This window comes from Streptomyces sp. NBC_01445, from assembly GCF_035918235.1.
Taxonomy (GTDB): Bacteria; Actinomycetota; Actinomycetes; order Streptomycetales; family Streptomycetaceae; genus Streptomyces.
In genome coordinates this window covers 2,542,326-2,567,730 of sequence record NZ_CP109485.1, presented here as the reverse complement: position 1 = coordinate 2,567,730, position 25,405 = coordinate 2,542,326, and the positions used below count along the sequence as shown (strand labels likewise).

The 25,405-nt window shown below is 68.9% G+C and carries 19 protein-coding genes; 6 read left to right on the top strand and 13 right to left on the bottom strand.

Annotated features, from left to right (window positions below):
* Positions 1-147: 147 nt before the first annotated feature.
* Positions 148-1,614, top strand: a complete 1,467-nt coding sequence (locus OG574_RS11960) for a hypothetical protein (protein ID WP_326773188.1) — start codon at positions 148-150, stop codon at positions 1,612-1,614.
* Between the two features lie 18 nt (positions 1,615-1,632).
* Complete coding sequence (locus OG574_RS11955) at positions 1,633-2,127, top strand: hypothetical protein (protein ID WP_326773187.1); 495 nt, start codon at positions 1,633-1,635, stop codon at positions 2,125-2,127.
* Positions 2,128-2,461: 334 nt separating this feature from the next.
* Here OG574_RS11955 and OG574_RS11950 read toward each other — a convergent pair whose 3' ends face one another.
* Positions 2,462-3,127 (bottom strand): LuxR C-terminal-related transcriptional regulator, encoded by a 666-nt coding sequence (locus tag OG574_RS11950; RefSeq protein ID WP_116507097.1) that lies wholly within the window; start codon positions 3,125-3,127, stop codon positions 2,462-2,464.
* 34 nt (positions 3,128-3,161) lie between these two features.
* Positions 3,162-4,064: a sensor histidine kinase gene (locus tag OG574_RS11945; protein ID WP_326773186.1), complete on the bottom strand. Its 903-nt coding sequence runs from the start codon at positions 4,062-4,064 to the stop codon at positions 3,162-3,164.
* A gap of 454 nt (positions 4,065-4,518) precedes the next feature.
* Between OG574_RS11945 and OG574_RS11940 the strand changes: the two genes are divergently transcribed.
* Genes OG574_RS11940 through dacB form a run of 3 tightly spaced genes read left to right on the top strand, consistent with a single transcriptional unit; the run spans position 4,519 to position 8,328 of the window.
* Positions 4,519-5,202, top strand: a complete 684-nt coding sequence (locus tag OG574_RS11940; protein ID WP_240654141.1) for an ABC transporter ATP-binding protein — start codon at positions 4,519-4,521, stop codon at positions 5,200-5,202.
* Positions 5,199-6,539 (top strand): FtsX-like permease family protein, encoded by a 1,341-nt coding sequence (locus tag OG574_RS11935; RefSeq protein ID WP_326773185.1) that lies wholly within the window; start codon positions 5,199-5,201, stop codon positions 6,537-6,539. The genes OG574_RS11940 and OG574_RS11935 overlap by 4 nt, the downstream gene beginning before the upstream one ends.
* 7 nt (positions 6,540-6,546) lie before the next feature.
* Positions 6,547-8,328, top strand: a complete 1,782-nt coding sequence (gene dacB / locus OG574_RS11930; protein WP_326773184.1) for a D-alanyl-D-alanine carboxypeptidase/D-alanyl-D-alanine endopeptidase — start codon at positions 6,547-6,549, stop codon at positions 8,326-8,328.
* A 113-nt stretch (positions 8,329-8,441) separates the two neighbouring features.
* On the opposite strand, the gene OG574_RS11925 is transcribed toward dacB, so the two are convergent.
* The gene (locus OG574_RS11925) at positions 8,442-8,927 is read right to left on the bottom strand and encodes a hypothetical protein (protein WP_326773183.1); all 486 of its coding nucleotides are present in this window, start codon (positions 8,925-8,927) and stop codon (positions 8,442-8,444) included.
* Positions 8,928-9,670: 743 nt separating this feature from the next.
* Here OG574_RS11925 and OG574_RS11920 point away from each other — a divergent pair.
* Positions 9,671-9,901 (top strand): helix-turn-helix domain-containing protein, encoded by a 231-nt coding sequence (locus OG574_RS11920; RefSeq protein WP_326773182.1) that lies wholly within the window; start codon positions 9,671-9,673, stop codon positions 9,899-9,901.
* A gap of 107 nt (positions 9,902-10,008) precedes the next feature.
* Here OG574_RS11920 and OG574_RS11915 read toward each other — a convergent pair whose 3' ends face one another.
* The 10 genes from OG574_RS11915 to OG574_RS11870 all read right to left on the bottom strand — a co-directional run bounded on the left by OG574_RS11915 (position 10,009) and on the right by OG574_RS11870 (position 25,345).
* Positions 10,009-13,365, bottom strand: coding sequence for a serine hydrolase (locus OG574_RS11915; protein WP_326773181.1), 3,357 nt, complete (start codon positions 13,363-13,365; stop codon positions 10,009-10,011).
* Positions 13,362-14,360, bottom strand: coding sequence for an ABC transporter ATP-binding protein (locus OG574_RS11910; RefSeq protein ID WP_326773180.1), 999 nt, complete (start codon positions 14,358-14,360; stop codon positions 13,362-13,364). Before OG574_RS11910 ends, OG574_RS11915 begins: the two co-directional genes overlap by 4 nt.
* Positions 14,357-16,288 carry a dipeptide/oligopeptide/nickel ABC transporter permease/ATP-binding protein gene (locus OG574_RS11905; RefSeq protein ID WP_326773179.1) on the bottom strand — a complete coding sequence of 644 codons (1,932 nt, stop codon included), beginning with the start codon at positions 16,286-16,288 and terminating at the stop codon, positions 14,357-14,359. The genes OG574_RS11910 and OG574_RS11905 overlap by 4 nt, the downstream gene beginning before the upstream one ends.
* On the bottom strand, positions 16,288-17,280 hold the full coding sequence (locus OG574_RS11900) for an ABC transporter permease (protein ID WP_326773178.1): 993 nt from the start codon (positions 17,278-17,280) through the stop codon (positions 16,288-16,290). The genes OG574_RS11905 and OG574_RS11900 overlap by 1 nt, the downstream gene beginning before the upstream one ends.
* Positions 17,280-18,869, bottom strand: coding sequence for an ABC transporter substrate-binding protein (locus OG574_RS11895; RefSeq protein ID WP_326773177.1), 1,590 nt, complete (start codon positions 18,867-18,869; stop codon positions 17,280-17,282). Before OG574_RS11895 ends, OG574_RS11900 begins: the two co-directional genes overlap by 1 nt.
* Positions 18,866-19,765 carry a serine hydrolase gene (locus tag OG574_RS11890; RefSeq protein ID WP_326773176.1) on the bottom strand — a complete coding sequence of 300 codons (900 nt, stop codon included), beginning with the start codon at positions 19,763-19,765 and terminating at the stop codon, positions 18,866-18,868. The genes OG574_RS11895 and OG574_RS11890 overlap by 4 nt, the downstream gene beginning before the upstream one ends.
* Complete coding sequence (locus OG574_RS11885; protein ID WP_326773175.1) at positions 19,762-21,153, bottom strand: serine hydrolase domain-containing protein; 1,392 nt, start codon at positions 21,151-21,153, stop codon at positions 19,762-19,764. Before OG574_RS11885 ends, OG574_RS11890 begins: the two co-directional genes overlap by 4 nt.
* A gap of 140 nt (positions 21,154-21,293) precedes the next feature.
* The gene (locus tag OG574_RS11880; protein WP_326773174.1) at positions 21,294-22,187 is read right to left on the bottom strand and encodes a serine hydrolase; all 894 of its coding nucleotides are present in this window, start codon (positions 22,185-22,187) and stop codon (positions 21,294-21,296) included.
* Between the two features lie 69 nt (positions 22,188-22,256).
* Positions 22,257-23,549, bottom strand: a complete 1,293-nt coding sequence (locus OG574_RS11875; protein ID WP_326773173.1) for an MFS transporter — start codon at positions 23,547-23,549, stop codon at positions 22,257-22,259.
* 140 nt (positions 23,550-23,689) lie between these two features.
* Positions 23,690-25,345 carry a PucR family transcriptional regulator gene (locus tag OG574_RS11870; protein WP_266850917.1) on the bottom strand — a complete coding sequence of 552 codons (1,656 nt, stop codon included), beginning with the start codon at positions 25,343-25,345 and terminating at the stop codon, positions 23,690-23,692.
* Positions 25,346-25,405 lie beyond the last annotated feature (60 nt).

The following is a 25,405-nucleotide window of genomic DNA, read 5'->3' as shown; positions in this document are numbered from 1 at the left end:
CCTGGGGCCCGCTCGGTCTTGTCACCCTTTGAGATTGGCGGGGCGAACCAGATAGCGGGATGACCGGCAGGTGTTACCTAGGCGGTAATACACTCGTTGCGCTAAGCGCCACGTCAACTGCTTATCCTGATGCGAGAGTTGGCCTGCATGAACGCCAAAAGCGCTGGACCGCTGACCTCCGAGATCCTTGACCGGGACGACGTGAGGCGCGCCCTTGCAGAGCACGACTTCACCGCCGCTTTTGGCCTGATCAAGAAGTACGGCGGACTGTCGCAGAACAAGATCGCGGCGGCATGTCAACTCACACCGGGCAAGGTCTCCAACATCGTCAGCGGGCAGCAGCAGATTACGAGCTTCGAGGTGATCTGCCGAGTCTCCGACGGTCTACGCATCCCGGGAAACATGCTCGGGTTGGCACGCCGCCCGTGGGAGCGGAGCGGCGAGGACGACGCCGGCGACCCGGACACAGACAGGGCCGCCGACTCACCCAACGAGGATGAGTCGGCGGCAGTCCCGTGGTACCGCGGCACAGCGGTGTCGATGGCCGCTCGCGTGACGAGGAGTGACCTAGTGATGGATCGGCGCGCGGCATCCCGCGCGATTGCGGCCGTTGTGGCCACGGGAGCCGGGCTGCTCGATCCGCTCGAAGGCTGGTTGCAGCCTTCCGCCGCAGGTGAATCGCAACCGCTTCGAGGACGTCTAGGTAAGGCGGAAGTCGCGGAACTGGAGACAACAGCACGGGCGTTCCGCGCGTGGGATCACAAGTTTGGGGGTGGACTTCGCCGAAAGGCGGTCGTCGGGCAGCTCAACGAAGTTGCGGCCGCCCTCGAAGAACATCAGCGACCCGAGATCGAGGAACGCCTCTATCGGGTCCTGGCCCAACTCGCCGGGACTGCAGCCACGATGGCATGGGATTCGGGGTTGCAGCGCCGGGCACAGGACTATTTCCGCATTGCCTTGCGGGCCGCCCACGCCGGTGGCGACCTGGCGTTCGGAGCCAACGTCCTTGCAGGAATGGCTCGACAGATGCTCTACCGCGACCGTCCGCACGATGCGCTCGACCTCGTGCGGTTGGCGCAGGACGGTTCCCGCGGCCATGCCGGACCCCGCGTCCGCGCGATGCTGCACACACGGGAAGCGTGGGCACTGGCCGCGACCGGGCGGTCGGCCGCGTTCGGTCGTGCAACAGCGCAGGCGGCCGAGGAACTCACGAAAGCCGTTCCGGGTGAAGAGCCTTATTGGATCGCGTACTTCGATGAGGCCGAGCTCGCCGGGGTCACCGGCGGGCGCTTGCTCGACCTTGCCCGCAAGGACCCTCGCGCCCACGCGGAATCGGCCGCCGACGAGATCCGGACGGCGATCGCCACGCGTGGGGCGGACGCGCGGCGCAGTCATGCACTGGACTGGATCGGGCTTGCCGAGTGCTCGTTCCTGCAAGGGGATCTGGCCGAGGCGGTAGGCCAGACGCACCGCGCGGTCGAGGCGGCGCAGGAGACGCAATCAAGCCGTGTCCGCACGCAACTCGGGAGCCTCTACCCGTACACGGTGGGGCACTCGGCGTCTCCGGCAGTTAGGGAGGCACGGGATAGGCTGCGCGGGTTGTTGGCGAGCTGACGAGAGTGAGAGACAAGCGTGACGACTCTTGCCGTTACCGGGCATATGGACCTCACCGACGAGAGTGTCGGGCTCGTTCGTGAGGCACTGCGAAAACTGCTCGCCGAGCACTCCGACGGCAGCCTCGTCGGCGTTTCGTGCATCGCGAAGGGCTCGGATTCGATCTTCGCCGAGGAACTGTTGAACGCGGGCGGCCGCCTCGTCGTCGTGCTGCCGTCACAGGACTACCGGCAGAACAAGGTCAAGCCCGATCATGCCGCACTGTTCGACCGGCTTGTCGAGGCGGCCGACGAGGTAATCGTGATGCCGCACGAGACTGCGAACCGGCAGGCGTACGAGACGGCGAACACGGCCGTGCTCGAACGCGCCGACCGGCTCGTCGCGGTATGGAACGGTGGGCCGCCGTCCGGCAAGGGCGGGGGAACGGCCGACGTCGTCGAGGACGCTCGCGCCCGCGGTCTCACTGTTGACGTGGTGTGGCCCGAAGGCGCGCACCGAGAGCTGATGGCGTAACGCCAGGATCTCGACGGTCTTCTCTTGTTCACTCATCGGCAGCAGTCGCAGCATCGCGAACGCGTTCGTCACACCCCGGTACGCCAGTCGTAGCAGCACAGCCGATCATCATGGCGCAGTGATCTTCGGCCCTGCCAGAGCGCCGGGTCGGGCGACGCGGCCGACATCCCACGCGTCGTGGCACAGCTACTTCCACCAGGGCGGATGAGGTTATCGGCAAGGGCAGCGTCGTAGCTGGCCCGCCTGGCCACCGCACCGCGCCCGTGCCATGTGTCCGCGCGTCACCCTCTGAGCCGAGGGGAATTCCGGTCGAGGTCGGAATCAACCCGTCGAGTTAATTGTATTCAAACCAGGTCAGAATGGCCTTGACTCGTCTGTTGTCTTCGCCGGGAGCCATGCCGAGCTTCGCGAAAACATTCGCCACATGCTTGCTGACAGCAGCGCCCGAAAGGAACAACTTCGATGCGATCTCCGCGTTGGAGCTCCCCTCAGCCATGAGGGCGAGCACCTCTCGCTCGCGGGCGGTGAGTCGGGCAAGCGGCCCTTGAGGGGAGTGAGCGCGCGTGACGTGGCGGACGACCTCGGGGTCGATCACTACTCCGCCCCTGGAGACCGTCTCGAGAGCCCGTAGGAAGTCTGCGACTCTTCCCACTTTCTCCTTGAGCAGGTACCCGACGGCTCCGTCAGCGCCTGGCCCGTTGAGGAGCTCTCGCACATATGGTCCCGTGACATATGCGGAAAGGACCACCACCGGCAGATCCCGGTACCGGGAGCGCAGATCGATTGCAGCACGGAGCCCGTCATCTGTGTTTCCCGGTGGCATGCGAACATCCGTAATGACGATGTCTGGAGCGGTCCCGGCATGTGCCAATGCATCGACAGCGGCCACCAGCTCATCGGCGTCTTCGCATTCGCGGATCACGTCATGGGCGTTGGAGGTCAAGATTTCTCGGATACCCGCACGAATCAGCACACTGTCGTCCGCCAGGACAATTCTCATGCCCGCCCCTATCGGGTTGCTCAATCTGTTTCTTTTACCATGGGGGTTGGCTGGGGGCGGACGCTGTAACCTTCGTTCCGCCACCGGCCGGGCTGAGGATTTCGAGATCCCCGCCGACACTCCGCATTCGCTCACGCAGTCCTGCGAGTCCGGAACCCGCGTCGAGCCTCGCACCGCCGGCACCGTCGTCACGAACACGCACTTTCACGCCAGTTTTCGCGCATTTCATGTCGATCTGCGCCGTGCCCACACCTGCATGTTTCGCGATGTTTGTCAGAGCTTCGGAGACCGTGAAGTATACCGCCGTCGCTGTTGGCGACGAAAGCTGAGAGTCGTCGCCATTGCTGGTCAACTCGACGCGCAGGGGTGATCGCGCAGCCAGTTCCCGGACAGCTGCGATGAGGCCGAGGTCGCTCAGCTCACGGGGGTGGATGTCACGCACTGTTTCGCGCAGCCGTTCCAGGGCGCGTTCCGCGTGGGCCTGTGCCTGGCGTGCCAGCTGCACGGTTCGCTCGTCGCCGTCGTCATGCGCCTCCAGCATCCCAAGGCGCATGACGACGGCGACGAGCTCTTGCTGGGCTCCGTCGTGCAGATCGCGTTCGATTCGCTGTCGCTCAATCTCGAAGGCCGCGGTCAGGGACGCCCTGCTGCTGCGGAGCTCCTCAAGTTTCGCCAGCAGGTCCGAGTCCCGGCTTCTCGAGAAAGCGCGCAGGAGAAGGTCACGAAGAAGGGACACTCCGGTCAACGAACTCACGGTAACTGCACCCAAAGCGATTCCTGCGGGCACGGCCAGAAGGGTTTGCTGTACTGATTTCGGCGTGAACGGGCCGACCTGCGCTGCGATACCGAAGGCCCAGAGTACGGGAGAGAAAACCAAGGCGGCGGCGCCGATGAATCCGAAGAAGGAGATCAACAGTGACAGCGCGGACAGGAGCAACGTGGCGAGGAAAACAGGGAGATCGGTTCTCCATACTGACTTTGAACGCAGCCGGAGTGTCACCCATCGCGTCCAGCTCTGAGCAGCGGGCCTCAGGGGCAGTGCCTCAGCGCCACACAAATGGGCTCGTGAACGGTCTACCTCTGCCACCACTGGGGCCGCTACCGGAACAAAGAGGAGAGAAAGCAGCAGAATCGGGAAGGTTATTGCTGCGACCAATTCTGTCAGTACCCTCCGGACCAAGCGAATCTGCGCCATGGCGAGCATTGTCGCACACCGCCAGAAGGTAGACCCAGGTCTACCTTCAAGCAGTGCAGGCACCCGTGCATCGGCCCTCGCGCCCTGCTTGGCTTGAGACATGCTTTTTTCAGCTTCCTCTTCTGCTCCGTGTATTCGATTGCGTGGCCTTCAGATGGACTTTCCGGTCCCGGGTCGTCGACGCGAGACAACACGTGTGCTGCACGCTATCGACCTTGACGTTCCAGAAGGCCGGCTGACTGCCGTCGTCGGCCCGTCCGGGTCCGGCAAGTCGACGCTCCTGCTGTGCACGGCCGGCCTGGAGCGAGCGACCGCAGGTTCCATCGAGATCCTCGGGACGGACATCCTTTCGCTCTCGCCGCGCAAGCAGGCTGCATTCCGCAGCGAGAACGTCGGCTTCATCTTCCAGGAGTACAACCTCGTCAGCTCTCTGTCCGTCGAGGACAACATCTCCCTTCCGGCGCGGCTGGCCGGCCACCGTGTGCCCAAGTCCCGTGTTGACGACGCGATGACGCGGCTCGGCATCGCCAAGCACGCCCGGCGACGTCCCGACCGCCTCTCCGGCGGGGAACGCCAGCGCGTCGCAGTGGCCCGGGTCGTCGCGAATCAGCCGCGGATCGTCTTCGCCGACGAGCCGACCGGGGCGCTTGACCTCAAGTCCGGTCATGTCGTGCTCGACTGGCTCCAGGCGCTCCCCGCGCAGGGGACCACGGTTCTCATGGTCACGCACGACCCTCACGCGGCCGCACGGGCCGACCAGGTCGTGGTGATGGGGTCCGGGCGCATTCACGCCGTCATTCCCGGCGGCGACTCCCGCGCAGTGAGCGATGCCGTCCTCGCGGCGCAGTCCGTGGATGAGGCAGGTGACGAAGCAGCATGATGCGACTCGTCTTGTCGGACATCCGCATGCAGGCATCCATGTGGTTGTGGACGCTCGTGTGTGCGGCGGTCGGCGCGGCATGCTCAGCCGGCTCGGTCATTGCCATGTTCACCGCTGTCTCGGCGGCGCGCGCAGCAGGCGATACACGCATGTCCTCGGCGTCGATCGCGCTGGGCGGAAACATCGTCTTCTTCACCTTGTTCGCCGCCGTGGGCATCGTCGCGTCCGCGGTCGGTCTGACGTTGAAGACCCAGCGACGCGAACACGCCCTGTGGGTGATCCTCGGGATCCCCCGCAATCGAGTCAGGCGCATCCTGCGCACCGAACTGATGGTGCTCGGCACGATTGCCGGTGCGCTGGCGGTGCCGCTGGCTCCTCTGGTCGCGGGTATCGCCCTCGATCAGTGGACGGCCACGGGACTCGATCTGCACGGAGCGACGGTCGGCTTCGAGTTCTGGCACGTGGGTGTAGCTGTGCTGTTCGGGGTGGTTCCGTGTCTGCTCGGCGGCTGGGGAGTCACACGCCGCGCCGCCAAGACACCGGAGATGCGCGCCTTCCGGGACCTCTCGGATCCGCCGGCCCGGCCGGGTGCCGCACGCAGCGTTCTCGCCCTGTGTCTCCTCGCCGGAGTGGTCGGCATGTGGATTCCCGGGCTGGGACTGGAACTCGAAGGCGGCGTCGAACAGCGGACGGCCTTCGCTTTCGCCGGCGACCTGTTCCTCATCTGCCTGGCGCTGCTGATGGGGCCGTGGGTTCTCACGCCTCTGATGAAGCTCTGGACCGCACTCGTACCGTCGCGCAGCGTCACCTGGCACCTTGCCGTGCAATCGTGCCGTGCACGGGCAGCTCGAAGCGTCACTACGGTGCTGCCCTTCGCGCTCTCCCTGTCGTTTGTCGGGCTTTTCATGGTGATGGGGAACGTCATGCCCGGAAGCACCGCCGGGCTGGGTGACGTCATGGTCGTTCTGGGCTGGGTCTTCGTCGTGTCCTGGGTCGGCGGCCTCGCCGTGATCGCCCTGGTCGGGCGGGAGCGCACCCGTGACTCTGCCGTCGTGACCGTCGCCGGCGCACGACCGGGCGTGGTCACCCGGTCAACGATCTATGAGGGAGCCATCTACGCCGGGACGGCAATCCTCTTCGGCGCGATCTCCATCGCCGTCACGAGTGCCACCATCGCCGCGGGAGCCAGGATCAGTATCGCCCGCGTTCTGAACGGTCTCCCGTGGGAAACGCTCGGCGCACTCGCCGCTGTGACCCTCCTGACCACCTGCCTCGCCCTGGCCCTCCAGGCTGCCCGTACATCACGCACGGTCGCTGCCCGGGCCCTGCGTTCGTAACTCCGGCATGACCACTCGCGTCACCGCCGCGCAACAAGATGAGGATCAACCCCAAATGTTCTCCAGGATCACTGGCTTCGTGCGCCGTCATACCCCGTCGGACCGCCAAGGCGTCGCCTTGCAGGAGCGCACTCTCATGAACGGCGCACACGCCGTCAAGCTGAAGGCACGACGCCGACGGCCCCGCACCGTAGCCGTTGTCGCCGCCTCGACGGTCGCTGCGCTCACCGCTTCCGCGTGCCACACCGACACAACCCACAAGCATCCTTCGGCTCCAGGATCATCGAGCGCTGCTGGAGTGAGCGCAGAGCTGCAGAAACTCATGCGAGGTGCCCCATGGTCCTCGGGACAGTGGGGTCTTCAGGTCACCGACCTGAAATCCGGAAAGGTCGTGCAGTCCAAGAACGCCACGTCCAAGTTCGTGACAGGCTCGACCGCCAAGACCTTCGCCGTCGGCGCCGCGCTCGACACACTCGGGAGCAGCCATCGGTTCCGCACCCCCCTTGTTCGCTCCGGTTCGGTATCGCACGACGGCCGCCTCTCCGGAAACCTCATCATGGTGGGAAGCGGCGATCTGACACTCGGCGGGCGGACCAACGCGCTCGGAAAGGTCGACATCCCGGATTTCGACCACACCGATGCAAATGCCGTGCCTGGTATGGCCACCCTCACGCGTGAAGACCCCCTCGCCGGCATCAATGACCTCGCCCGACAGGTCGCGGCGAGCGGTATCCGGCACATCGACGGAGACGTGGTCATCGACGACCGCCTCTGGGCCCCTGTGACGATCGGAGGCACACCCATCACGCCAACAGTCGTCAACGACAACCTCATTGACCTGCTGATCACCCCTGCAGCACCCGGCCGGCAGGCAACCGTCGACTGGCGCCCCAAGACCGCCGCGTTCACCGTCGACTCGCGCGTCACCACGACTCCCGCCGGGACGAAGCCGGCCGTGAAGACCGACTCTCCCGCTGCCGGACGCATCCGGATACGGGGTTCCGTGCCGGCGGACGCCACCGCGCCCTTCATCGCGACGTACCAAGTGCCCGACCCGGCCGCGTTCGCCCGCACGGTACTCATCGAAGCACTCGCCAAGCATGGCGTCTCCGTCGCCTCTCCAACCCTGGGGGACAATCCCAGCAGCAAACTCCCGCCGGTGCAGAAGGTCAAAAGGCTGCCCGTCTCCGCAAGCTACACGTCACCCCCCTTCAAGGAATACGCAAAACTGATCAACAAGGTCAGTCACAACCTCGGCGCCAACCTTCTGCCGCCCCTGATGGCCGTCCACAACGGCAAGCACACCTACGCCGACGGCATGAAGACCGAACGAGAATTTCTTACGCGTGCCGGCATCGACCGTGATTCCTTCGATCTCGTGGACGCCCAGGGCCTCACCAGTGACAGGGCCACACCGGCCGCCCAGACACAACTACTGCGGAATCTCTCCGGGAAGAACTACTTCGGCGTCTTGCACGACTCCATGCCGACCATGGGCGTAGACGGCTCGCTGGCCGGCGTCATCAAGCCCACCGACCCGGCCGCAGGCCACATCCGAGCCAAGACCGGCACCCTGATCGGTGCCGTCAACGGGAAGTTGGCCCTGACCACCAAGGCACTCGCCGGATATGTCGATGCGGAGAACGGCCGCCGCTACGCCTTCGCCGTCTACGTCAATGACATCCCCGCACCGGGTAACACCGTGAACGGTGCCATCGACCTGGCACTCAAAGCCAACAAGCAGTTGGGCGCCATGGCCGCAAGCATCTACCGGAACCCCAATCCCTGAGAAGCACGACCCAACTCAAGTGGACAACGCGGCTCCATCGGCAGGGACGTTTTGGTTGACTACCTGTCTCAACGGAGCCGCGTTGCTCATGTTCTGGGCCTGACAGATACGTGCTACGAGCCCTTGTGCCCCGGGCGGAAACGCTGACTATCCGGCCTTGGGGTTACCTCATCCGCTTCTCGGCCTCGCAGGAGGGACTCGGTGAGCCCCTGCCAGTGGGCGGTCACGAGTTCCGCCAGCCGGTCCGGATCGCCCTCGCTCGCGGCCTGAACGATGTCCCGGTGTGTGGCGATGTCATTGGCGACCGCGTCGGCGTTGTGCTCGTAAGACCGGGTAATGCGGAGGGTGAGCGGATACTTACAGAGGTCCTCGATCATCTGCAGAAGAACGAAGTCCGCGAGACACCCGATCAAGGCCGTCTCACCCCATCGCGACCAATCGCCAAAATCCAGGACCAGCACCTTGGTGCCGTGATCGGCGAGCGAGGCCGCGGTCTGGCGCATCAGGTCGGGCACGTCCATGCGCCAGGTGGGGGCACCGTAGAAGTCGAGGATAGCCTTGCAGGTGCGCTTCGGTTTCGCAGTCACCGGCGTCTGCACTTAGGCGACGGGCACCCACACATCGCGGGCGCCCGGAGCCGGTTCGGGAGCAGGTGGTGATGAAGTTCGCGCCAGGAGTCCTCGAACGCGGCGACGGCCTCGCACGTGGTCTCCGTCTTGCCCTGGTAGCCGCCGCCACTGATCATCACGCCGACGCGGGTGGCGGGCCCGTGACAGGTCCTGCACGCCGATTTCCTCGACTTCAGCGCTATCACAGAGGAGTTCAGCGGAGCGGATGCTTGTTTCTGGGGCCTCGGTGTTTCCTCCGCCGGTCTGAGCCCGCAGGACTACGAACGCAGCACCTACGACTACACCGTGGCCGCAGCGCACACCCTCGCCGCCATCAATCCGGCGCTGACGTTCGGCTACGTCTCTGGCGGCGGCACCGACAGCAGCGAGAAGGGCCGCAGCCGCTGGACGAGAGTCAAGGGCCGCACCAAGAACGCGGTCATCGCCGCCTTCCACAACGGGTACGCGCTGCGGCCCGGCTTCGTCCAGCCCTCCCACGATTCTCATCGCCACCGCTCTCGCCGAAGGTCCCGCAGCGCCGGAGGCGATCGAGCGCCTCCGGTTGGCGGGCCGACCGGTCACCGTGATGGCCATGGCCGTTTCCGGGATGACCGCCGCCTCCGCTGCGGGCGCACCGACGAGCCGCCAACTGTTGGAGCGGACTGCCGACGCGCTCTCGTTCCATCTCTCGGTCGTGACCCCGGGATCCGTGGCGGCTCTGGTCGGAGACGTGTGTGCGCACCTACGACCGAGAAAACGGCACCGCCCTGGTCGAGACTCTGACCGCCTTGCTGGACAGTCTCGGAAATGTTCTGGGCGCCTCCGCCTCGCTCGACGTGCATCCGAACACCTTCCGATACCGGCTGCGGCGGGCCGCGGAGATCGCCGGGACGGACCTGAACGACCCCGGGAAACGCTTCGCCGCGATGCTCGAACTCCGCGTCATGCGAGCGGACTCTCCATGAGTTCACCTCCTCCCAGGGCGTCCGCGCGGGCCCGCTCGACCAGTCGACAGGACGGCTGGTCGAGCGGGCCCTTCCACATCGCAGCCGCAGACGCCGGCCGTGAACGGTCAGGCCACCTTCGGGGCCGCCCGCACCCCGTAGTGCACGTACGGCTCGCCGGTGGGCAGCGTGTAGAACGTGACCGGGGTCCAGGTCCGTGATTCCGGCGCGAGGAACGCGAACAGGCTGTCGGAGACCGGTACCAGGTCGTACTCCTGCGTCGGATCCGGCGCGAGTTCGGCCAGGGGACCGGTGAGGGTCTGGCGCAGGCGCAGCCCTTCCCCGGTCAGCAGAACCTCGGCGCGCACCCCGGCCCGCTCGTACACACCGGCGTGCCGCCGCGCGTCCACGGCGGGAGGTTCGGCGGCCGGCTCGAGTGGACGCGACATGGCCACCCCGGCCAGCTCCGAGAAGATCTCCCGGTACAGCTCCTCGTACAGGTCGCGTGGACTGCCGCCGTTGGTGAGCAGCACCACCGCGAGTCCTTGCTCGGGGAGCAGCCTCAGGAACGCCGCCTGGCCGATCGTGCTGCCGTCGTGGCCGATGACCTGGTGCCCGTCCCAGTCGAAACGTATCCAGCCCAGGCCCCAGGAGTCGCCGATGCTGTGCGGATCGGGCAGGTTCGTCTGCCTGTCGGCCATCGCGTCCACCGACGCCCGCGCGAGCAGGCGCTCGCCGTTGGGTGCCAGCCCGCCGGTCAGGTGCAGCCGGGCGAACGCCAGGACGTCCGCGGTCGCCGCGCCGACCAGACCGGCGGGACCGACCGAGCGCGGCAGCCCCCAGACCGGCGCGGACGTCGGCTCGCCGCCGCCGGGCGAGAGATGGCCGACCGCCGCGCGGAACAGCAGCGCTTCCTCCGGCAGCGTGATCGTGTGGCTCAGGCCGAGCGGGGTGAACAGCCGCTCGCGCATCGCGAGGTCCCAGGTCTTGCCGGTCAGCTTCTCGATGACCCGGCCGGCGAGGACGAATCCCGAGTTGCAGTAGGAGAAGGTCGCCGCGAGCGGGTGGTTCTGTCCGACGCCCGCGAGCTGGTCGACGTAGCGCTCCAGGCAGTCGTCGCCACGGCCGGTGTCGGTGAACACGTCGCCGTCGATGCCGCTGGTGTGGGTCAGCAGATGGCGCATGGTCACCTGCCTCGCCACCCCCGGATCGGCCAGTCGCAGCTCGGGCAGGACGTCCGCTATCGGCGCGTCGAGGTCGAGCAGCCCCTCGTCGACCAGTTGCATCACGACGGTCGTCGTCCACACCTTGGTGATCGAGCCGATCTGGAACAGCGAGTCGTCGGTGACCTCGACGCGGGTGTTCTTGCTCAGGACGCCGTGGCTCGCCTGCACCAGCTCGTCGGCGCCGTCGCCGCCGATGCGCAGGATGCCGAGCGCCGCTCCGGGTACCCGATGTGCGCAAGCCAGTTCGCTCAGCCGCCGCTGCCAGTGCGCGGCGTCGATCGGCACCCGCGCCGCGCTTCCCTTGGGCCTTGCGTGCCGCTCCACCCAGTCGACGACGCGTCGGTTGAAGTCGGCCCGGTGCGAGGGCCTGCCGTCGAGGATGAACAGGTGCGAGCTGCCGGGGTACAGCACCAGCCGGGCCGGGACGCCCCGCTCACGCAGCGCGGTGAACCACTGTTCCGCCTGGCCCACGGGACAGCGCACGTCGTCGGCGCCCTGCACGATGAGCGTCGGTACCTGGACCTGGTCGACGTGGGTGAGCGGCGACTGCTGCGGGTACGGCTGTTCCTCGGCCCACGGGGTGCCGCCCAGTTCGCGCACGCTCATGTAGTGGCCTGCGTCCGAGGTGCCCGCCATGCTGGTCAGATCGCTGACCACCCCGCCCGCGACCGCAGCCGCGAACCTGTTGTCGCGGCTCGTCAGGTAGCAGGTCATGAAGCCGCCGTAGCTGTAGCCGGACACGGCCAGCCGGTCGGCGTCGGCGACCCCCTCGGCGACGAGGTGATCCAGTGGTTCGAGGAAGTCAGGCGCGTCCGCCTGTCCCCACGCGCCGAGCGCCGCGGTGAGGAACTTCTCGCCGTAGCCGTCGCTCCCGCGTGGGTTGAGCAGCAGCACCGCCCAGCCGCGCGTGGCGAGCACCTGGTGGTAGAGGTGGGTGGCGTCGGCCGCGCCGTTCCATGCGTTGTGCGGGCCGCCGTGGATGTCCAGTAGCAGAGGCGAAGGGCCGGTACGGGCCGGGTCGCGCATCAGCCAGCCATGGACCACGGTGCCGTCGGAGATCGTGAACTCCCGCTCCTCACGGGCGAACAGCTCGACGTCGGCGACGCTCTCGCCGTGGTGTGTGCGCGCCTCGACCGTCCCGTCGGCGAGGCCGACCGTCGCGATCTCGCCGAACGAGGACGGCGTGGCGAGGAGGATCGCCACGGTGTCGCCCGCGACGGCCAGGTCGCCGACGGTGTTCCCCGCGCCCCCGACGACTGGTCGCGGCGCGCCGCCGTCGAGGTCGACCGAGTAGAGGTGGGTGCAGCCGCGCTCCCGCACGCAGAACAGCACGCGGCCGTCCGCTGTCGGGCGTGGCGCCGCGCCGGGATAGCCGGGGCCGCCCGGCATCACGTTCCGGTCGAGGGCAGCCGTCAGGTCGATGGTGTCGCCGCCGTCCAGCGGCACCAGCAGTAGTTTGGTGTTCCCGATCTCGGTGTCCCCCCGCCCGACGACCAGCAGCGCCCGACCGTCAGGGGTCCAGGTGACCGTGGCTGCCGTGCCGTCGCCGGAGCCCGTCGCCTGCGGTTCGGCGGCGCGCTCGCTCAGGTCGAGGACGTAGGCGGCGGACCGCAGCGTGAGGTCGGCGTCGGGCTCGCGGGCGCCGGGGAACGCCAGCCGGGTGCCATCGGGGGACCAGGCGGGATCGCCCGCGTTCCAGTCCCCCGATGTGACCTGCCGGATCTCCCGTGTGCCTACGTCGAGGACGTGCACGTGCCTGCGCAGGGTCCGTACCAGACCTGTGCCATCGGCTTTGAAGTCCAGCCTGTCCGCCACGACCGGGGCATGCGCCCAGCGTGCGCGTGCGGTTGCGTCCTCGCCGTCCGCCGCGGCGAGGTCGACCGGCGCCGCGAAGGCGACCTTGTTGCCGTCCGGGCTCCAGACCGGTGCGCCGGCGCCCAGCGGGAGTTCTGTCACCTGCTCGGCCTCGCCCCCGGCGGTGGGCAGGAACCACAGTTGCGGGGCCGAGTCCCGGGCACGCAGGAACGCGATACGCGTGCCGTCGGGCGACCATGTCGGTGCTGTGTCGGTCGTGCCCCGGGTGAGCTGCCGCGCCTCGCCGCCCGCGGCGGCGACCTGCCAGAGCGCCCGCACGTCCCGGTCGCCGTCGCGGTCGGCGGCGCGCAGCACGTACACGATCCGGCTTCCGTCCGGCGAAACACTCGGCTGCTCGGGGACTGTCAACTCGTACAGATCATCAATGCCAAGGCGTCGGGTCATCGCAGGAGGCCTCCTCGTGGGATTGCGGGCTGTTCGCTGACGCTCGGGGAGAAGTGGCAGGCCGCTCGGTGCCGGCGGGTCACCGCGTCGTCGGCCGGGTCGGAGCTGAGGCAGAGGGTGCGCTCGGTGTGCGTGAGCGGGCCGATCGGGCAGCGGGGGTGGTAGCGGCAGCCGGTGGGTGGGTGGTGCGGGTCGGGCGGTTCCGTGTCTCCGATGCCGTCGCCGTCACCGGGGTCGTCGAACAGGTCGGTGCGGGCGGACGGGGCCGCGGCGAGCAGGTCGCGCGTGTAGGGGTGTTGCGGGTCGTCGAGGACTTGCTGGGCGGGGCCCATCTCCACGATGCGGCCGAGATACATCACGGCGATCACGTCGCTGAGATAGCGCACCACGGCCAGGTTGTGCGAGATGAACAGCATCGACAGGTCCAGTCGTCGCTGCAGTGCGCGGACCAGGTTGAGCACGGCGCCCTGCACCGACACGTCGAGCGCGGACGTGATCTCGTCGGCGATCAGTACCTGCGGCTGCCCGGCCAACGCGCGGGCAAGCGCGACACGTTGCCGCTGCCCGCCTGACAGGTGCTTCGGCAGCATCCCCGCCCGGTCCGGGTCGAGGTTGACCAGTTCGAGCAGTCTCGCCACCTCGGCCCGCCGGCCCGCGGCCCCGGCGTGGGCGCCGCGCGGCAGGGCCTCGGTGATCGACTCACCGATGCTCATCCGCGGATCCAGCGAGGAGTACGGGTCCTGGAACACCATCTGCAGCGGCCGTCTTCGCGGCAGGCTCTTCACGTCCACGCCGCCGAGCAGGACGCGGCCCGCGCTCACCGGTGCAAGGCCCACCGCGGCCCGTGCCAGCGTCGACTTGCCTGATCCCGACTCCCCGACCAGCCCGACCACCTGTCCCTTGGGCACGGTCAGGCTGACCTGGTCCACTGCGGTCAGGCCTCCGCGCCGGGCGCCGTAGCGCACGCTCACCTCGTCAAACACCAGCGCGCTCATTCGGCACCTCCGTAGGCGGCTTCCCGGCCGGACTCCCGCGCGACGGCGCCTTTCGGATGCCAGCAGGCGACCCGGTGTGCCCGGTCGACCCGCTCCAGTACCGGGTCCTCGCTCCGGCACCGGTCCGTCGCCACCGGGCAGCGGGCGGCGAACGCGCACCCCTCGGGCACCTGGTCCGGCTCGGGCGGGCGGCCGGGGACCACGGCCAGCGGCTCGTCGCGGTCGGTGTCCAGTTCCAGCGTCGCGGCCAGCAACGCCCGGGTGTAGGGATGTCTCGGTACAGACATGAGGTCGGCGGTGGGGAGGTCCTCGACGACGCGCCCCGCGTACATGACGAGCATACGGTCACAGGTCTGCGCGACGACCGCGATGTCGTGGCTGATCAGGAGGATGGCCGCGTTCTCGGTCTCCCTCGTCCGCGCGAGGAGGCGCAGCACCTGGCGCTGCACGGTGACGTCCAGCGCCGTCGTCGGCTCGTCGGCGATGATCAGTTTCGGCTCGCCCATCAGCCCCATGCCGATCATCGCGCGCTGCCGCATCCCGCCGGAGAACTGGTGCGGGTACTGCCGGGCACGTCGTTCCGCGGCGGGAATGCGCACCTCGCGCAACCGGTCCACGGCTCTGGCGAAGGCTTCGCGCCTGTTGAGGCCGTGGTGCTGCTCCGATGCCTCAGCCAGCTGGCGGCCGATCCGCCGGGTCGGGTTGAACGAGCTCGTCGGATCCTGGAAGACCATCGCCAGCGACGTGCCGAGCAACTCGCGCAACTCCCGCTCCGGGGTCGTCAGGAGCGGAGTCCCCGCGAACTCAAGCCGGTCCGCGGTCACGACACCCGGCGTCTCGATCAGCCGCGAAACCGCCAGTCCGGTCAGGCTCTTGCCCGATCCGGATTCCCCGACCACACCGATCGCCTCACCGTCGCGCACGGTGAAACTCACGCCGCGCACCGGGACCGTCCACCCGTCCGCACGCGGGAACGCCACGTGCAGGTTCTCCACCAACAGCACCGGCTTCGCCGTGGGTTCCTCGGCCGTGGCGGGACGGGCGGGCGGCGCCGGCCGGGCGGGGATCCGCGTGGTCGGGGTGCGTACGCCGACCACCGCGGCGACGGTCTCGCCCACCAGGTTGAACGCGAGACCGGCGAGCACCACCGCCGCGCCGGGAGCGAGCGCGGCCGCCGGGTTCACGTAGATCCCGTCCAGTCCCTCGCCCAGGAGCCGCCCCCAGTCGTATCGGGGTGCCTGGACGCCGATGCCGAGGAAGGAGAGCGAGGCGAAGGCGAGCAGTGCCCCGCCCGCGCTGATGGTGGCGTTCACCAGCAGCGGCTCGCCGATGTTGGGCAGGACGTGCCGGACGAGCAGCCGGAGCCGGCCGACGCCCGCGATGCGCGCCGCCGATACGTAGTCCCGCCCTGCCACCGACGCGGCGAGTGTCTGCGCCAGCCTGGCGAAGCCCGGCGCCGTCGCGAACGCGATCGCAAGGACCGCGCCTCGGGTGCCCACGCCGAAGATGACCGCGAAGAACAACGCAAGAAGCAGCCCCGGGAACGCCACCGCGATGTCCACGGCGGAGGTGATCAGCCTGCCGGCCCGGCGCGGCAGCACCGACGGCAAGGTACCCAGCAGGAGACCGACCGTGACGCCGACCGCCGTGGCGATCACCGCGAGTTCGACCGAGAACCGGGTGGCCACGAGCGTGCGGTAGAAGATGTCGCGGCCGAGCGAGTCGGTGCCCAACAGGTGTGCCCCGGAGGGGCCTTGGCCGATCGCGTTCGTGTCGACCGCGGCCGCCTGCTCGCCCCACAGCACCGGTCCCAGGATGGCGAGTGCGGCCAACGCGACCAACAGCGCCAGTGAGCACGCCCCCATCGGGGTGCGCGCGGCCGCCGACCAGGCCGAGCCGCGCCTTCTCCACTGCGATGTCGACGTCATCAGCTCTCCCGGATGGTCGAGCGCGGGTCGAGCAGCGCCAGCAGCACGTCGACCGCCAGGTTCACCAGCAGCACCCCGATGCCGTAGACGAGCACGATGCCCTGCACCGTCGGATAGTCCTTCGCCAGAATCGACTGCACGATCGTCGAGCCGAGCCCGGGCCAGGCGAAGACGTTCTCCACCAGCACCGTCCCGGCGACCATCGCGGTGAGCATCAGCCCGCCCAACGTCAGCGTGGCGGTCAGCGCGCTCGGCAGGGCGTGCCGGACGTACACGAGCCGGGCGGGCAGCCGCTTCGCCCGGGCGGTGCGGACGAAGTCGTCGCCGAGCACAGACAACATCTCCACCCGTACGATCCGCGCCAGCACCGCCGTCGCCCCGGTCGCCAGTGCCGTCACCGGCAGCACGAACGTGCTCGCGCCGCCGCTCCCGGCGACCGGGAACCAGCCAAGGCGCACGGCGAAGAACGCGACGAGGCCGACGGCGACGAGGAACTCAGGGACGGCGGCCAGGAACACGCTCACCGAGGTGAATCCCAGCTCGACGCCCCGCCGTCTGCCGCCCCTGGTCAACACCGCGAACAGCACGCCGAGCGGAATCGCCAGGGCGACCACCACCACGAACGCCGGCACGGCCAGCGCGAGCGTCGCGGGCAGACGGTCGCCGATCACCTGCGCCACCGGCAGGTTGCTCGTCATCGATGTACCGAAGTCGCCGGTGAACAGGTTGCTGAGGTAGTGGCCGTACTGCACCCACAACGGGTCGTTCAGGCCGAGTGCTTGGCGCCGGGCCTCGACCAGGTCGGTGGGTGCGGTCATTCCCAGCGCCGCCCGGACCGGGTCGCCCGGGACCAGGTGGATCATCAGGAATGCCGTGGTCAGCAGCACCCACAGCGCGACGAGGAATCGCCGCAGCCTGCGCCGTGCGAACGGCAGCCACGGGCCGCCCCGGATTCCGGCACGCGAGGCGGCCGCCACTGCAGCGGTGGCCATCAGCCGTACATCCGTATCGACGACGGCGTGATGGAGCCCGCGCTGACCTCGAACCGCGCTCCGGTGCCGAAGAACGGGATGACCGAGTGGACGTAGGGGACGACGTCGACGCGCTTGATCAGCGACGTCTCGGCCGCGAGCCACGCGCGGCAGCTGTCGTCGCCGACCAGCGCCGACGCCCGGCGCACCTGAGAGTCGTACCCGGCGTTCTCGATGTGCGCGAAGTTGGTGCCCTGCGGCGGCGTCCTGCCCGACATGAACTGCACTGCCTGGCTGGGCAGTTCGAAGCCGAAGGGAGTCATCGAGACATCCCACGCTCCGGTGGTGAACAGCGCCTGGTTGAGCCCGGAGCTGTCGACGCCCTTCAGCTTGACGTCGACTCCGATGCTCTTCCAGGTCTGCTGCGCCAGCTCGGCGGTGGGCGCCATGGTCGGCCCGAGTTGCGTCGCGTAGATCATGGTGAGGGCGAGCCGCTTGCCGTCCTTGACGCGCACGCCACTCGGGCCCACGCGCCAGCCCGCCGCGTCGAGCGCAGTTCTGGCCGCGGCGAGGTCGTGCGCGGGAACGTTGCCCTTCACGGTGTCGCCCGTACAGGCCCGGGGTTCGGCCGTGACCATCCCCGTGGCCGGTGTGCCGGTGCCGCTGGTGAGCACCTTGCCGAGCTGCGTCAGGTCGAGTGCCTGGACCAGGGCGCGGCGGACGCGTTCGTCCCGGCCGGCGCGGCCGGGAGCCTCGTTGAAGAACAACTCTCCCATCGGAGCGAGGTAGTCGGCGTGGAACAGCTTCTGCGCGGAGAGCCGCTTCTTGTCCGGCCCGACCGTGGCCGCGGCGTTGAGGCCGCCGGAGAGCAGCAGGTTCGCCGAGGTGGTGGCGTTCGGGACCACCCGCACGACCACCTTGTCGGGCAGCCCCGGCTGGTTGGTCTTCCACGCGCCCGGCCCCCACGTGTAGTCCTTGCGCCGGGTGAGCGTGTAGTGGTCGTTGGGTACGGCCTCGGTGACGGTGAACATGCCGGTGCCCGCGCCGCCCTTGGCCAGCAGCGAACGGTCCCGCAGGCCCGCGGCGCACACCATCGGCAGCCGGCCCGCGTTGCGCAGCAGGAACGCGTCCGGCGCTCCGCTGGTGAGCGTGACGGTGCGGCTCGCGTTGTCGGCGGTCGCCTTCGTTCCGGGCGCGATGGTCACCCCCGCGAACGGGGACTTGTTCGCCGGGTCGCCCACGAAGTTGATGTTCGCCGCGACGTCCGCGGCGGTCAGCGGCGAGCCGTCGGCGCAGGTGATGCCGCGCCGCAGGCTGAAGGTGGCTTTCGTCGTCGTGGCGCGCCACTTCTCCGCCAGTCCCGTCACGGGCTTTCCTGCGGCGTCGACGTTGAGCAGCGAGTCGTAGAGGTAGCGATCGGTCTGGATGGCGACCGAGAGGACCGTCATCTGCGGGTCGAGGCTTCCGGGGTCGGACGCGATCGCCTGCGTGAAGGTCCTGCCGTCCGCCAGCTTTTGGTGTGCGGTCCGCCCCTGTGTGGACTGCGAGACTCCCCCGCACGCGCTGACCGTCAGCGCCAGCGCGCCGAGCAGCACGACCCGGCGCCTCATGACGTCACTCCGTGGCGGAGATGGTCCACGGCGAGCCGGGCGGCCCTGCCGATCGAGGTATCGACAGCGGGCCGGCGGTCCTCCAGGGAGTCCGCGCGGGTGAACACCGCGACGGCGTACTGCCTGCCGTCCGGGTAGGTCAGCACACCTGCTTCGTTGCGGATCGCGGGAAGCGTGCCCGTCTTGGCCGCCACCTGGACCCCGGTGTCGAGGCCGGACGAGATCCTGTGCGGCCAGATCTGCCGTCCCATGATCGCGCGGACCTTCTCGCAGGCCCCGGGATCGGCCGCGCGGTCGGTCCAGATCGCGTCGAGCAGCCGGGTGATCTCCCGCGGGGTGGACGACGTCGTCCTGGCCGGGTCCAGCACCGCCAGCTTCCACAGCTGTTCCGGGGCGGCCGCGGCGAGCACGGCCTCCGCGTCGTCGCCTTCGCCGGCACCGAGGTCGGACAGCAACGACGCGAACAGGTCCTCGCAGCAGCCGCGGATACGCGTGCGGGACAGCCCGAGGTCGGTGAGCACGCGGTCCACGGCGTCCTGTCCGACCCGGTGGAACACGACGTCGGTGGCCGCGTTGTCGCTCATGGTCAGCATGAACAGCGCCAGGTCGCGCCAGCTCATCTCCACGTCGTCGACGCACCCGGCCGTGCCGATCCCGCCGACGCGGTAGCGCGCGGTGACCCGGGTCCGTTCGGTCTCGTCCAGCCGTCCGGCGGCCACCTCGCGGACGTAGGCGACCGCGACCGGGATCTTGAAGACCGACGCCAGGACCACCGGGGCGTCCGCGCCGACGGCGACCTCGGGGCCGTCGGTCACCCCGATCTCACGGGCGTGCAGGAACCCTTGCGCTCCCGCCTCGGCGAAGACCGCGGCGATCTCTTCGGCGATGGCGTTCACCGGCTCACCCGCCGATCGGCCCGGCCGGTGTGCAGGAACCGCGCCCGCCCGGTCCCGTCGTCCCCGACGAACGCGTGCACCATGTGCATGCCGCGCTGCGGCTTCACGGGGATCAGCCTGTCGCCGTCGTACGCGACCAGTTCGATCCTTTCCGGCGGACCGCCGTCGAGTTCGGCGAACACTCCCTTCGGGGTCCGCACGGCCCACAGCCTGCCGTCGGCGTCCTCGCTGACGACGGTGTCGCCGACGGACGACGCGTACGTGCCCACGAACCTCGCTGTCTCGACACGGGGGGCGTCGGCGTCCGGCACCGGGAGCGCCGGCATCTCTGTTCCGGCCAGCTCGCGCAGCACGCGTCCGACGAGTTCGACGTACAGCGGGAGCGGGTTGCCGCCGTTGGTCAGCAACGCCACCGCGATGTCGTGTTCGGGAGCCACCCGTAGGAAGGCCGACTGGCCGAGCGTGCCTCCGTCGTGGCCGACCACCGTGCCGCCGGGCCAGTCGAAGAGCGACCAGCCCAGTCCCCAGGCGTCGCCCATCAGACCGAGATCCGGCAGTTCCACCTCGCGGCGCCGCATGGCGAGCGCGCTCTCCGGAGTGAGCACCGCCGTCCCGTCGGGCCCCCTGCCCCCGTCGAGATGCATCCGGGCGAACGTCAGAAGGTCCCGCGGCCGCATCGCCAGCATCGATCCGGCGGGCGCGTTCGACCGGGGCAGCGCCCAGACCTGCGCGGGTTGCGGCTCGGTGTCGGGGTCGGGCGTGAGGTGCCCAGACGCGGCGCGGAACCTGACGGCCTCGTACGGGCTGGGGGCGACGTGGGTCAGCCCCAGCGGCGTGCACAGGTGGTCGCGCAGGCAGTCGTCGTACGACTTGTCGCGCAGCACCTCGACGATGCGACCGAGTACGCAGAAAGCGGCGTTGTTGTACGAGAACATCTCGCCCGGCGCGAACAGCTGGGGCACGTCGGCGAGGAGGGTGACGAGCCTGTGCACCGCGTCGTCCCCGCGACCGGTGTCGAGGAAGACGTCGCCCTCGAACCCCGAGGTGTGGCACATCAGTTGGCGTACGGTGATCTTCGCGGAGGCCGTCTCGTCACCGACGGCGAATTCGGGCAGGTACGCCCGGACCGGGGCGTCGATGTCGAGCGCGCCCTCGTCGACGAGCTGCATCGCCAGCGTGGTCGTCCAGACCTTGGTGATCGAACCGATCTGGAAGACGGAGTCCGCGGTGGCCTCCACACCGGTGTTCTTGTTCAGCACTCCGGCCGCACGGTCGATCATCTCGCCGTGCGCGTATACGGCGATCGACGCGGCCGGCACCTTGTGTTCGGCCAGCAACTCGGGAAGGCGACTTTCCAACCAGCCACGGAGTTCATTGAGTTCGGACATGTGCACCTCTTGTCTCGGCGAGGGAGAACGGGTGATTCCGGGAGGGTATGACCTGTGCGCTCATGGCCGATTCGTGAGAAACGACGAGAATTGCCGAAACCTTCATCGCGACCGACGAAACGCCCGGCCGCCGCTGTGGGTTACCGCCTGAGCCAGTCCACCGCCCGGGCGGCGGCGAACCCGATGAAGGCGTCACGCTCGGGAACCCTCGAACGGGCGTCGACGGCCCTGGTGAAGACGCCGACCGCGTACCGGCCACCGTCCGGGTACTCCACCACGCCGATTTCGTTGCGCAGTGAGGGCAGCGTGCCGGTCTTGCCGCTGATCGTGACGTCGTCGTCCGCGAAGCCGGAGCGCAGCCGGTGCGGCCACACCTGCAGTTCAAGCCAGCGCCGGACGTCGGCGCACGCCGTCGCGGGTGCCGCTTCGTCACGCCAGATCAGGCCCAGCAGGCGGGTGCTCTCCGCGGCGGTGGTCCGGCAGGTCTCTTCGGGTGTCAACGCGCGCAGCTTGGCGAGTTGTTCGGCAGGCATCGCGGCCAGGATCCGTTCGTCGTCCTGGTAGTCGATCCCGAGGTCCTCGCCGATCGTGCGCAACAGGTCCCCGCAGTCGTGGGGGACGGCCGTGTGCGGGAGGCCGAGCCGGCGCAGCGTCCCGGCGACCGCGGCCTTTCCTACCTTCCCGAGGATCAGGTCCGTGGCGACGTTGTCGCTGATGCCGATCATCAGGACGGCGAGGTCGTACCAGGACATCGTGACGTCGTGGCGGAACGTCGCGAGGCCGTACGGACTGGCGGTCGGATGTCCCGGTGGCACCGTGATCCGCTCGGCGAGGTCGAGTTCACCGTCGGCCGCCTGCCGGGCAAGTTCCACTGCTACGGGAACCTTGAACACGGACGCGGTGACCACCGGCTCGTCGGCGTCGATGCCCACGTGTCGCGGGCTGTCCAGATCGGCCGCGTGCAGCCATACCTGGACGCCGGCTTCCGCCGCCCGCCCGGTGATTGTCTCGACCAGTTCCGATTCGGTGACCATGGGGTCCCTTCTCTCTGTCGGGGTGGATTTCTGTCCGGACGGGATCTGTTTCCCGGGTACACCGGTCGACTACTTGGTGCCGGTCGACTCCTTGGTGCCGGCAGACTCCTTGGTTCCGGCCGGCGGGAAGTTGAACTGTTCGGCTCGCTGCGGGACCCAGAACGCGATCACCGCGGTGAGCAGCGTGGTGCAGATCAGGAAGCCGAACGCGGCGGTGTAGGAGAACGCGTCCGCCAGCCAGCCCATCGCCAGCGGCGCGATCACGCCGGCGACCTGGCCGCCGAAGTTCGTCATTCCGGCGCCGAGGCCGGCCACCGCCGTGGGAAGGACCCGCAGCGGAAGGCCGAAGACGCACATCGTCGCCATCCCGAACACTCCGACGGCCAAGGTCTCGTAGAGAGTGAACGTCGCCGCGCTGCCCGCCGACACCATCAGAACGAGCAGGACCGCGGTCACCGTCGCGATGGACACCAGGTACCACCTGGCCTTGTCATGGAAGTACCGGTCGAACAGCCAGCCGCCGAAGATGGTCGTCGCGAAGCCCACCAGACTCGGGATCGCCGACAGCACCCCGGTCTCGTTCAGCGACAGGTGTCTGGCCTCGAGCAGATAGCTGGGCACCCAGGTGGTCAGGCCGTAGCCCAGCATGTTCATCGCGCAGAACAGCACCGCGAACTTCCACACCGCCGGTGACCTGAGTACTTGTGCGCGCGAGACTGCGGGCGTCGTCACCGTCGTCTGCGGGAGCCGGCTCAGCCGGTCCGGCAACGCCTTGGGCAAAAGCGCCCACAAACCGATACCGATGGCCGCGCCGCAACCCGCCATCCAGAGGAAGGTGTGCCGCCAGCCGATGCCTGTCAGCAGCGGGGCTATGAGCAGGGGCGCGAGGCCGGCGATCCCGCTGGCGGACAGCATCACGCTCGTGGCGGTCCCCCGTCTCGCCGGTGTCGTCCGTTCCGCTATGGCTTTGAACGACGCCGCTGGGAAAGCGCCCTGACAGGCACCGAACAGACCGCGGAACAGCAGGAGCAGACCGAATGTGCCGGCCATCCCGGTCAGCGCGGTGAACAGCGACCACAGCACGAGCGTGATCAGCATGGGTCCGCGGGAGCCGTACCGATCGGCCAGGAAACCGGCGGGTATCTGGCAGATCATGTAGACCAGCGCGAAGACGGTGACGAGCGAGCCCTGTGCCGTCTTGCCGAGTTGGAACTCCTCTCCGATCGACGGCAGAGCCATGCTGATCGAGAAACGGTCGATGTAGTCGATCGACCAGGCGCACAGCATGACCACCATCGTGATCGTTGCCGTCCGGTTGACCCGCTTCGGTGTCCAGGTGTCCTCGGTGATCACCGCCGTCATGGCTACCTCCGTACCGTTGCGTCGGGGTTGATGGCCCATCCTGGACATCAGGTGACGCAGCGGGTTCGTGGAGTTCCACAAACCTTCAGGTGGTGTTCGGGCGGTGCGGACGAACGTTGTCCTGGTGCGGCCTCCGGCTTCTACTCGTGGTGGCGAGCAGGGTGGAGCCGGAGTTGCAGCATCGCCGCGAACCGCTCGCCGGGGTCGTCCAGATTGATCTCACCGACCTCCGCGACCCGTCGCAGCCGGTACCGGAAGGTGTTGGGGTGCACGTACGCCGCGGCGGAAGCGGCGGCGACGTCGCCGAAGGCGTCCAGCCAGCACGAGAGCGTGTGGACGAGCTGCGACTGGTGCCGGGCGTCGTAGTCGAGCAGGCGGGCGACGGGCCCGGTCGCCACGTCCCCGCGCGCGGCGGCCAGGTCGGCGAGGTCCAGCATGAGTGCGTCGACGTGGACCTCCTCCGCCGTGGCCACGCGCCGGGCGCCCCCGTTGGCGAGCAGCACCCGCAGCGCGCGGTCCGCGCCGTCACGCGAGCGGCTGAGCACGGAGCCGTCGGGAGCGGGCGGGCCGATGCCGATCGCCGCGTCCACGCGCTGCCCGGTGCGCTCGAGGAAGGTCGACGCGACGCGGACCGACCGCTCCCGGCAGTCCGTCTGGCTCCCCGGCATCGGCACGATGCCGTAGGCCACGTCGCCCACCAGCGCCACGGCCGAGCGCGCCTGGACCGCGCTCAGATGCATGGCCAGCGCGTCGGCGACGCGCTGGCGGTCCGCGACCCGGCGCAGACCGTCCTCCGTCGACGGATCGGCTTCCGATCCGCCGAACAGCCCCAGGGCGAGCACGATCGCGGGCTGTCCCACGAGCCCGAGCCGCGCAATCGCCTCCGGTGCCCCGGTGCCGCCTTCCAGCGCGGTGCTCACCAGATCGGCGCGCAGCCTGCGTTCGACATCGGCGCCCGCGCGCAGGCGCAACATGTGGAGCGCGACGAGCTTTCCGGCGTCGATCAGCGCCTGCGTCCGCTCCTTGGACAGGGGCCCGGGCACCGCGGCCCAGATCGAGCCGAGGATCTCGTCGCCGGCCCGCACAGCGAGCGCCACCCGGGGAACGGTCATCGACTCGTCGTGGAGCGGATCGACGTACACGGGCGCATGGCCGCGATGAAGTCGCTCGAAGACGCCGTTGCGCGCCAGGCCCAGGGTGAACCGTTCCGGTACCTGGCGCCCCAGGATCGTCTCCACGCGGGACTGGTCCGCCTCGTCCTGGCGGCCGGAGAAGGCGAGCACGCGTGAGCTGCGGTCCTCGATGGTGACCGGCGCGTCCAGGAGCGCGGCCACGGCGTTGGCCAGCGCGAACAGGTCGCCCGACGGCATGCCGCCCAGCGTCTGCGGTGAGATGTCGCCGATGTCTCCCTCGACGAGCAGGGTGCGGAGCATGGCGGCGACCTGCGCCCAGGAGGCTCCGCGGGTGAGTCCGAGCAGGGCGACGCCGGACTCGTCGGCGGCCCGCCGGATCTCCACGGTCGCGGTGAACGGTGACCGGACGACGAGCGCTGCCGCGCCCTTGCTGCCGAGGTCGTACAGGAGGCGGACCACGTCGTCCGGTTCGTGGACGCCCACACCCAGGACGACTGCCCGCGCCGGGAACTGCGCCTCGTCGAGCGGGTCGTGGATGACTACGCCGCTCAGTTGCCGGCGCGTGCTCCCGCCGCCGGCGATCGACTCCAGCAGCACGTCCCCGAGGTCGTCGAGGACGCGCGCCAGGCTTGTGTGTGGCTTGCCAGACGTCGGTGTCAGCACCGCCCAAAGGTAACTCCGGGCGCACCGAAACCTGTTGGTCGGATCCGACCGGATTTCACG

Bases quoted from the DNA above. Each gene is read 5' to 3' on its own strand.
- OG574_RS11875 (WP_326773173.1), bottom strand. From the start codon at position 23,549: ATGACGGCGGTGATCACCGAGGACACCTGGACACCGAAGCGGGTCAAC.
- dacB (WP_326773184.1), top strand. From the start codon at position 6,547: ATGACCACTCGCGTCACCGCCGCGCAACAAGATGAGGATCAACCCCAA.
- OG574_RS11915 (WP_326773181.1), bottom strand. From the start codon at position 13,365: ATGACCCGACGCCTTGGCATTGATGATCTGTACGAGTTGACAGTCCCC.
- OG574_RS11910 (WP_326773180.1), bottom strand. From the start codon at position 14,360: ATGAGCGCGCTGGTGTTTGACGAGGTGAGCGTGCGCTACGGCGCCCGG.
- OG574_RS11895 (WP_326773177.1), bottom strand. From the start codon at position 18,869: ATGAGGCGCCGGGTCGTGCTGCTCGGCGCGCTGGCGCTGACGGTCAGC.
- OG574_RS11900 (WP_326773178.1), bottom strand. From the start codon at position 17,280: ATGGCCACCGCTGCAGTGGCGGCCGCCTCGCGTGCCGGAATCCGGGGC.
- OG574_RS11880 (WP_326773174.1), bottom strand. From the start codon at position 22,187: ATGGTCACCGAATCGGAACTGGTCGAGACAATCACCGGGCGGGCGGCG.
- OG574_RS11885 (WP_326773175.1), bottom strand. From the start codon at position 21,153: ATGTCCGAACTCAATGAACTCCGTGGCTGGTTGGAAAGTCGCCTTCCC.
- OG574_RS11935 (WP_326773185.1), top strand. From the start codon at position 5,199: ATGATGCGACTCGTCTTGTCGGACATCCGCATGCAGGCATCCATGTGG.
- OG574_RS11960 (WP_326773188.1), top strand. From the start codon at position 148: ATGAACGCCAAAAGCGCTGGACCGCTGACCTCCGAGATCCTTGACCGG.
- OG574_RS11905 (WP_326773179.1), bottom strand. From the start codon at position 16,288: ATGACGTCGACATCGCAGTGGAGAAGGCGCGGCTCGGCCTGGTCGGCG.
- OG574_RS11950 (WP_116507097.1), bottom strand. From the start codon at position 3,127: ATGAGAATTGTCCTGGCGGACGACAGTGTGCTGATTCGTGCGGGTATC.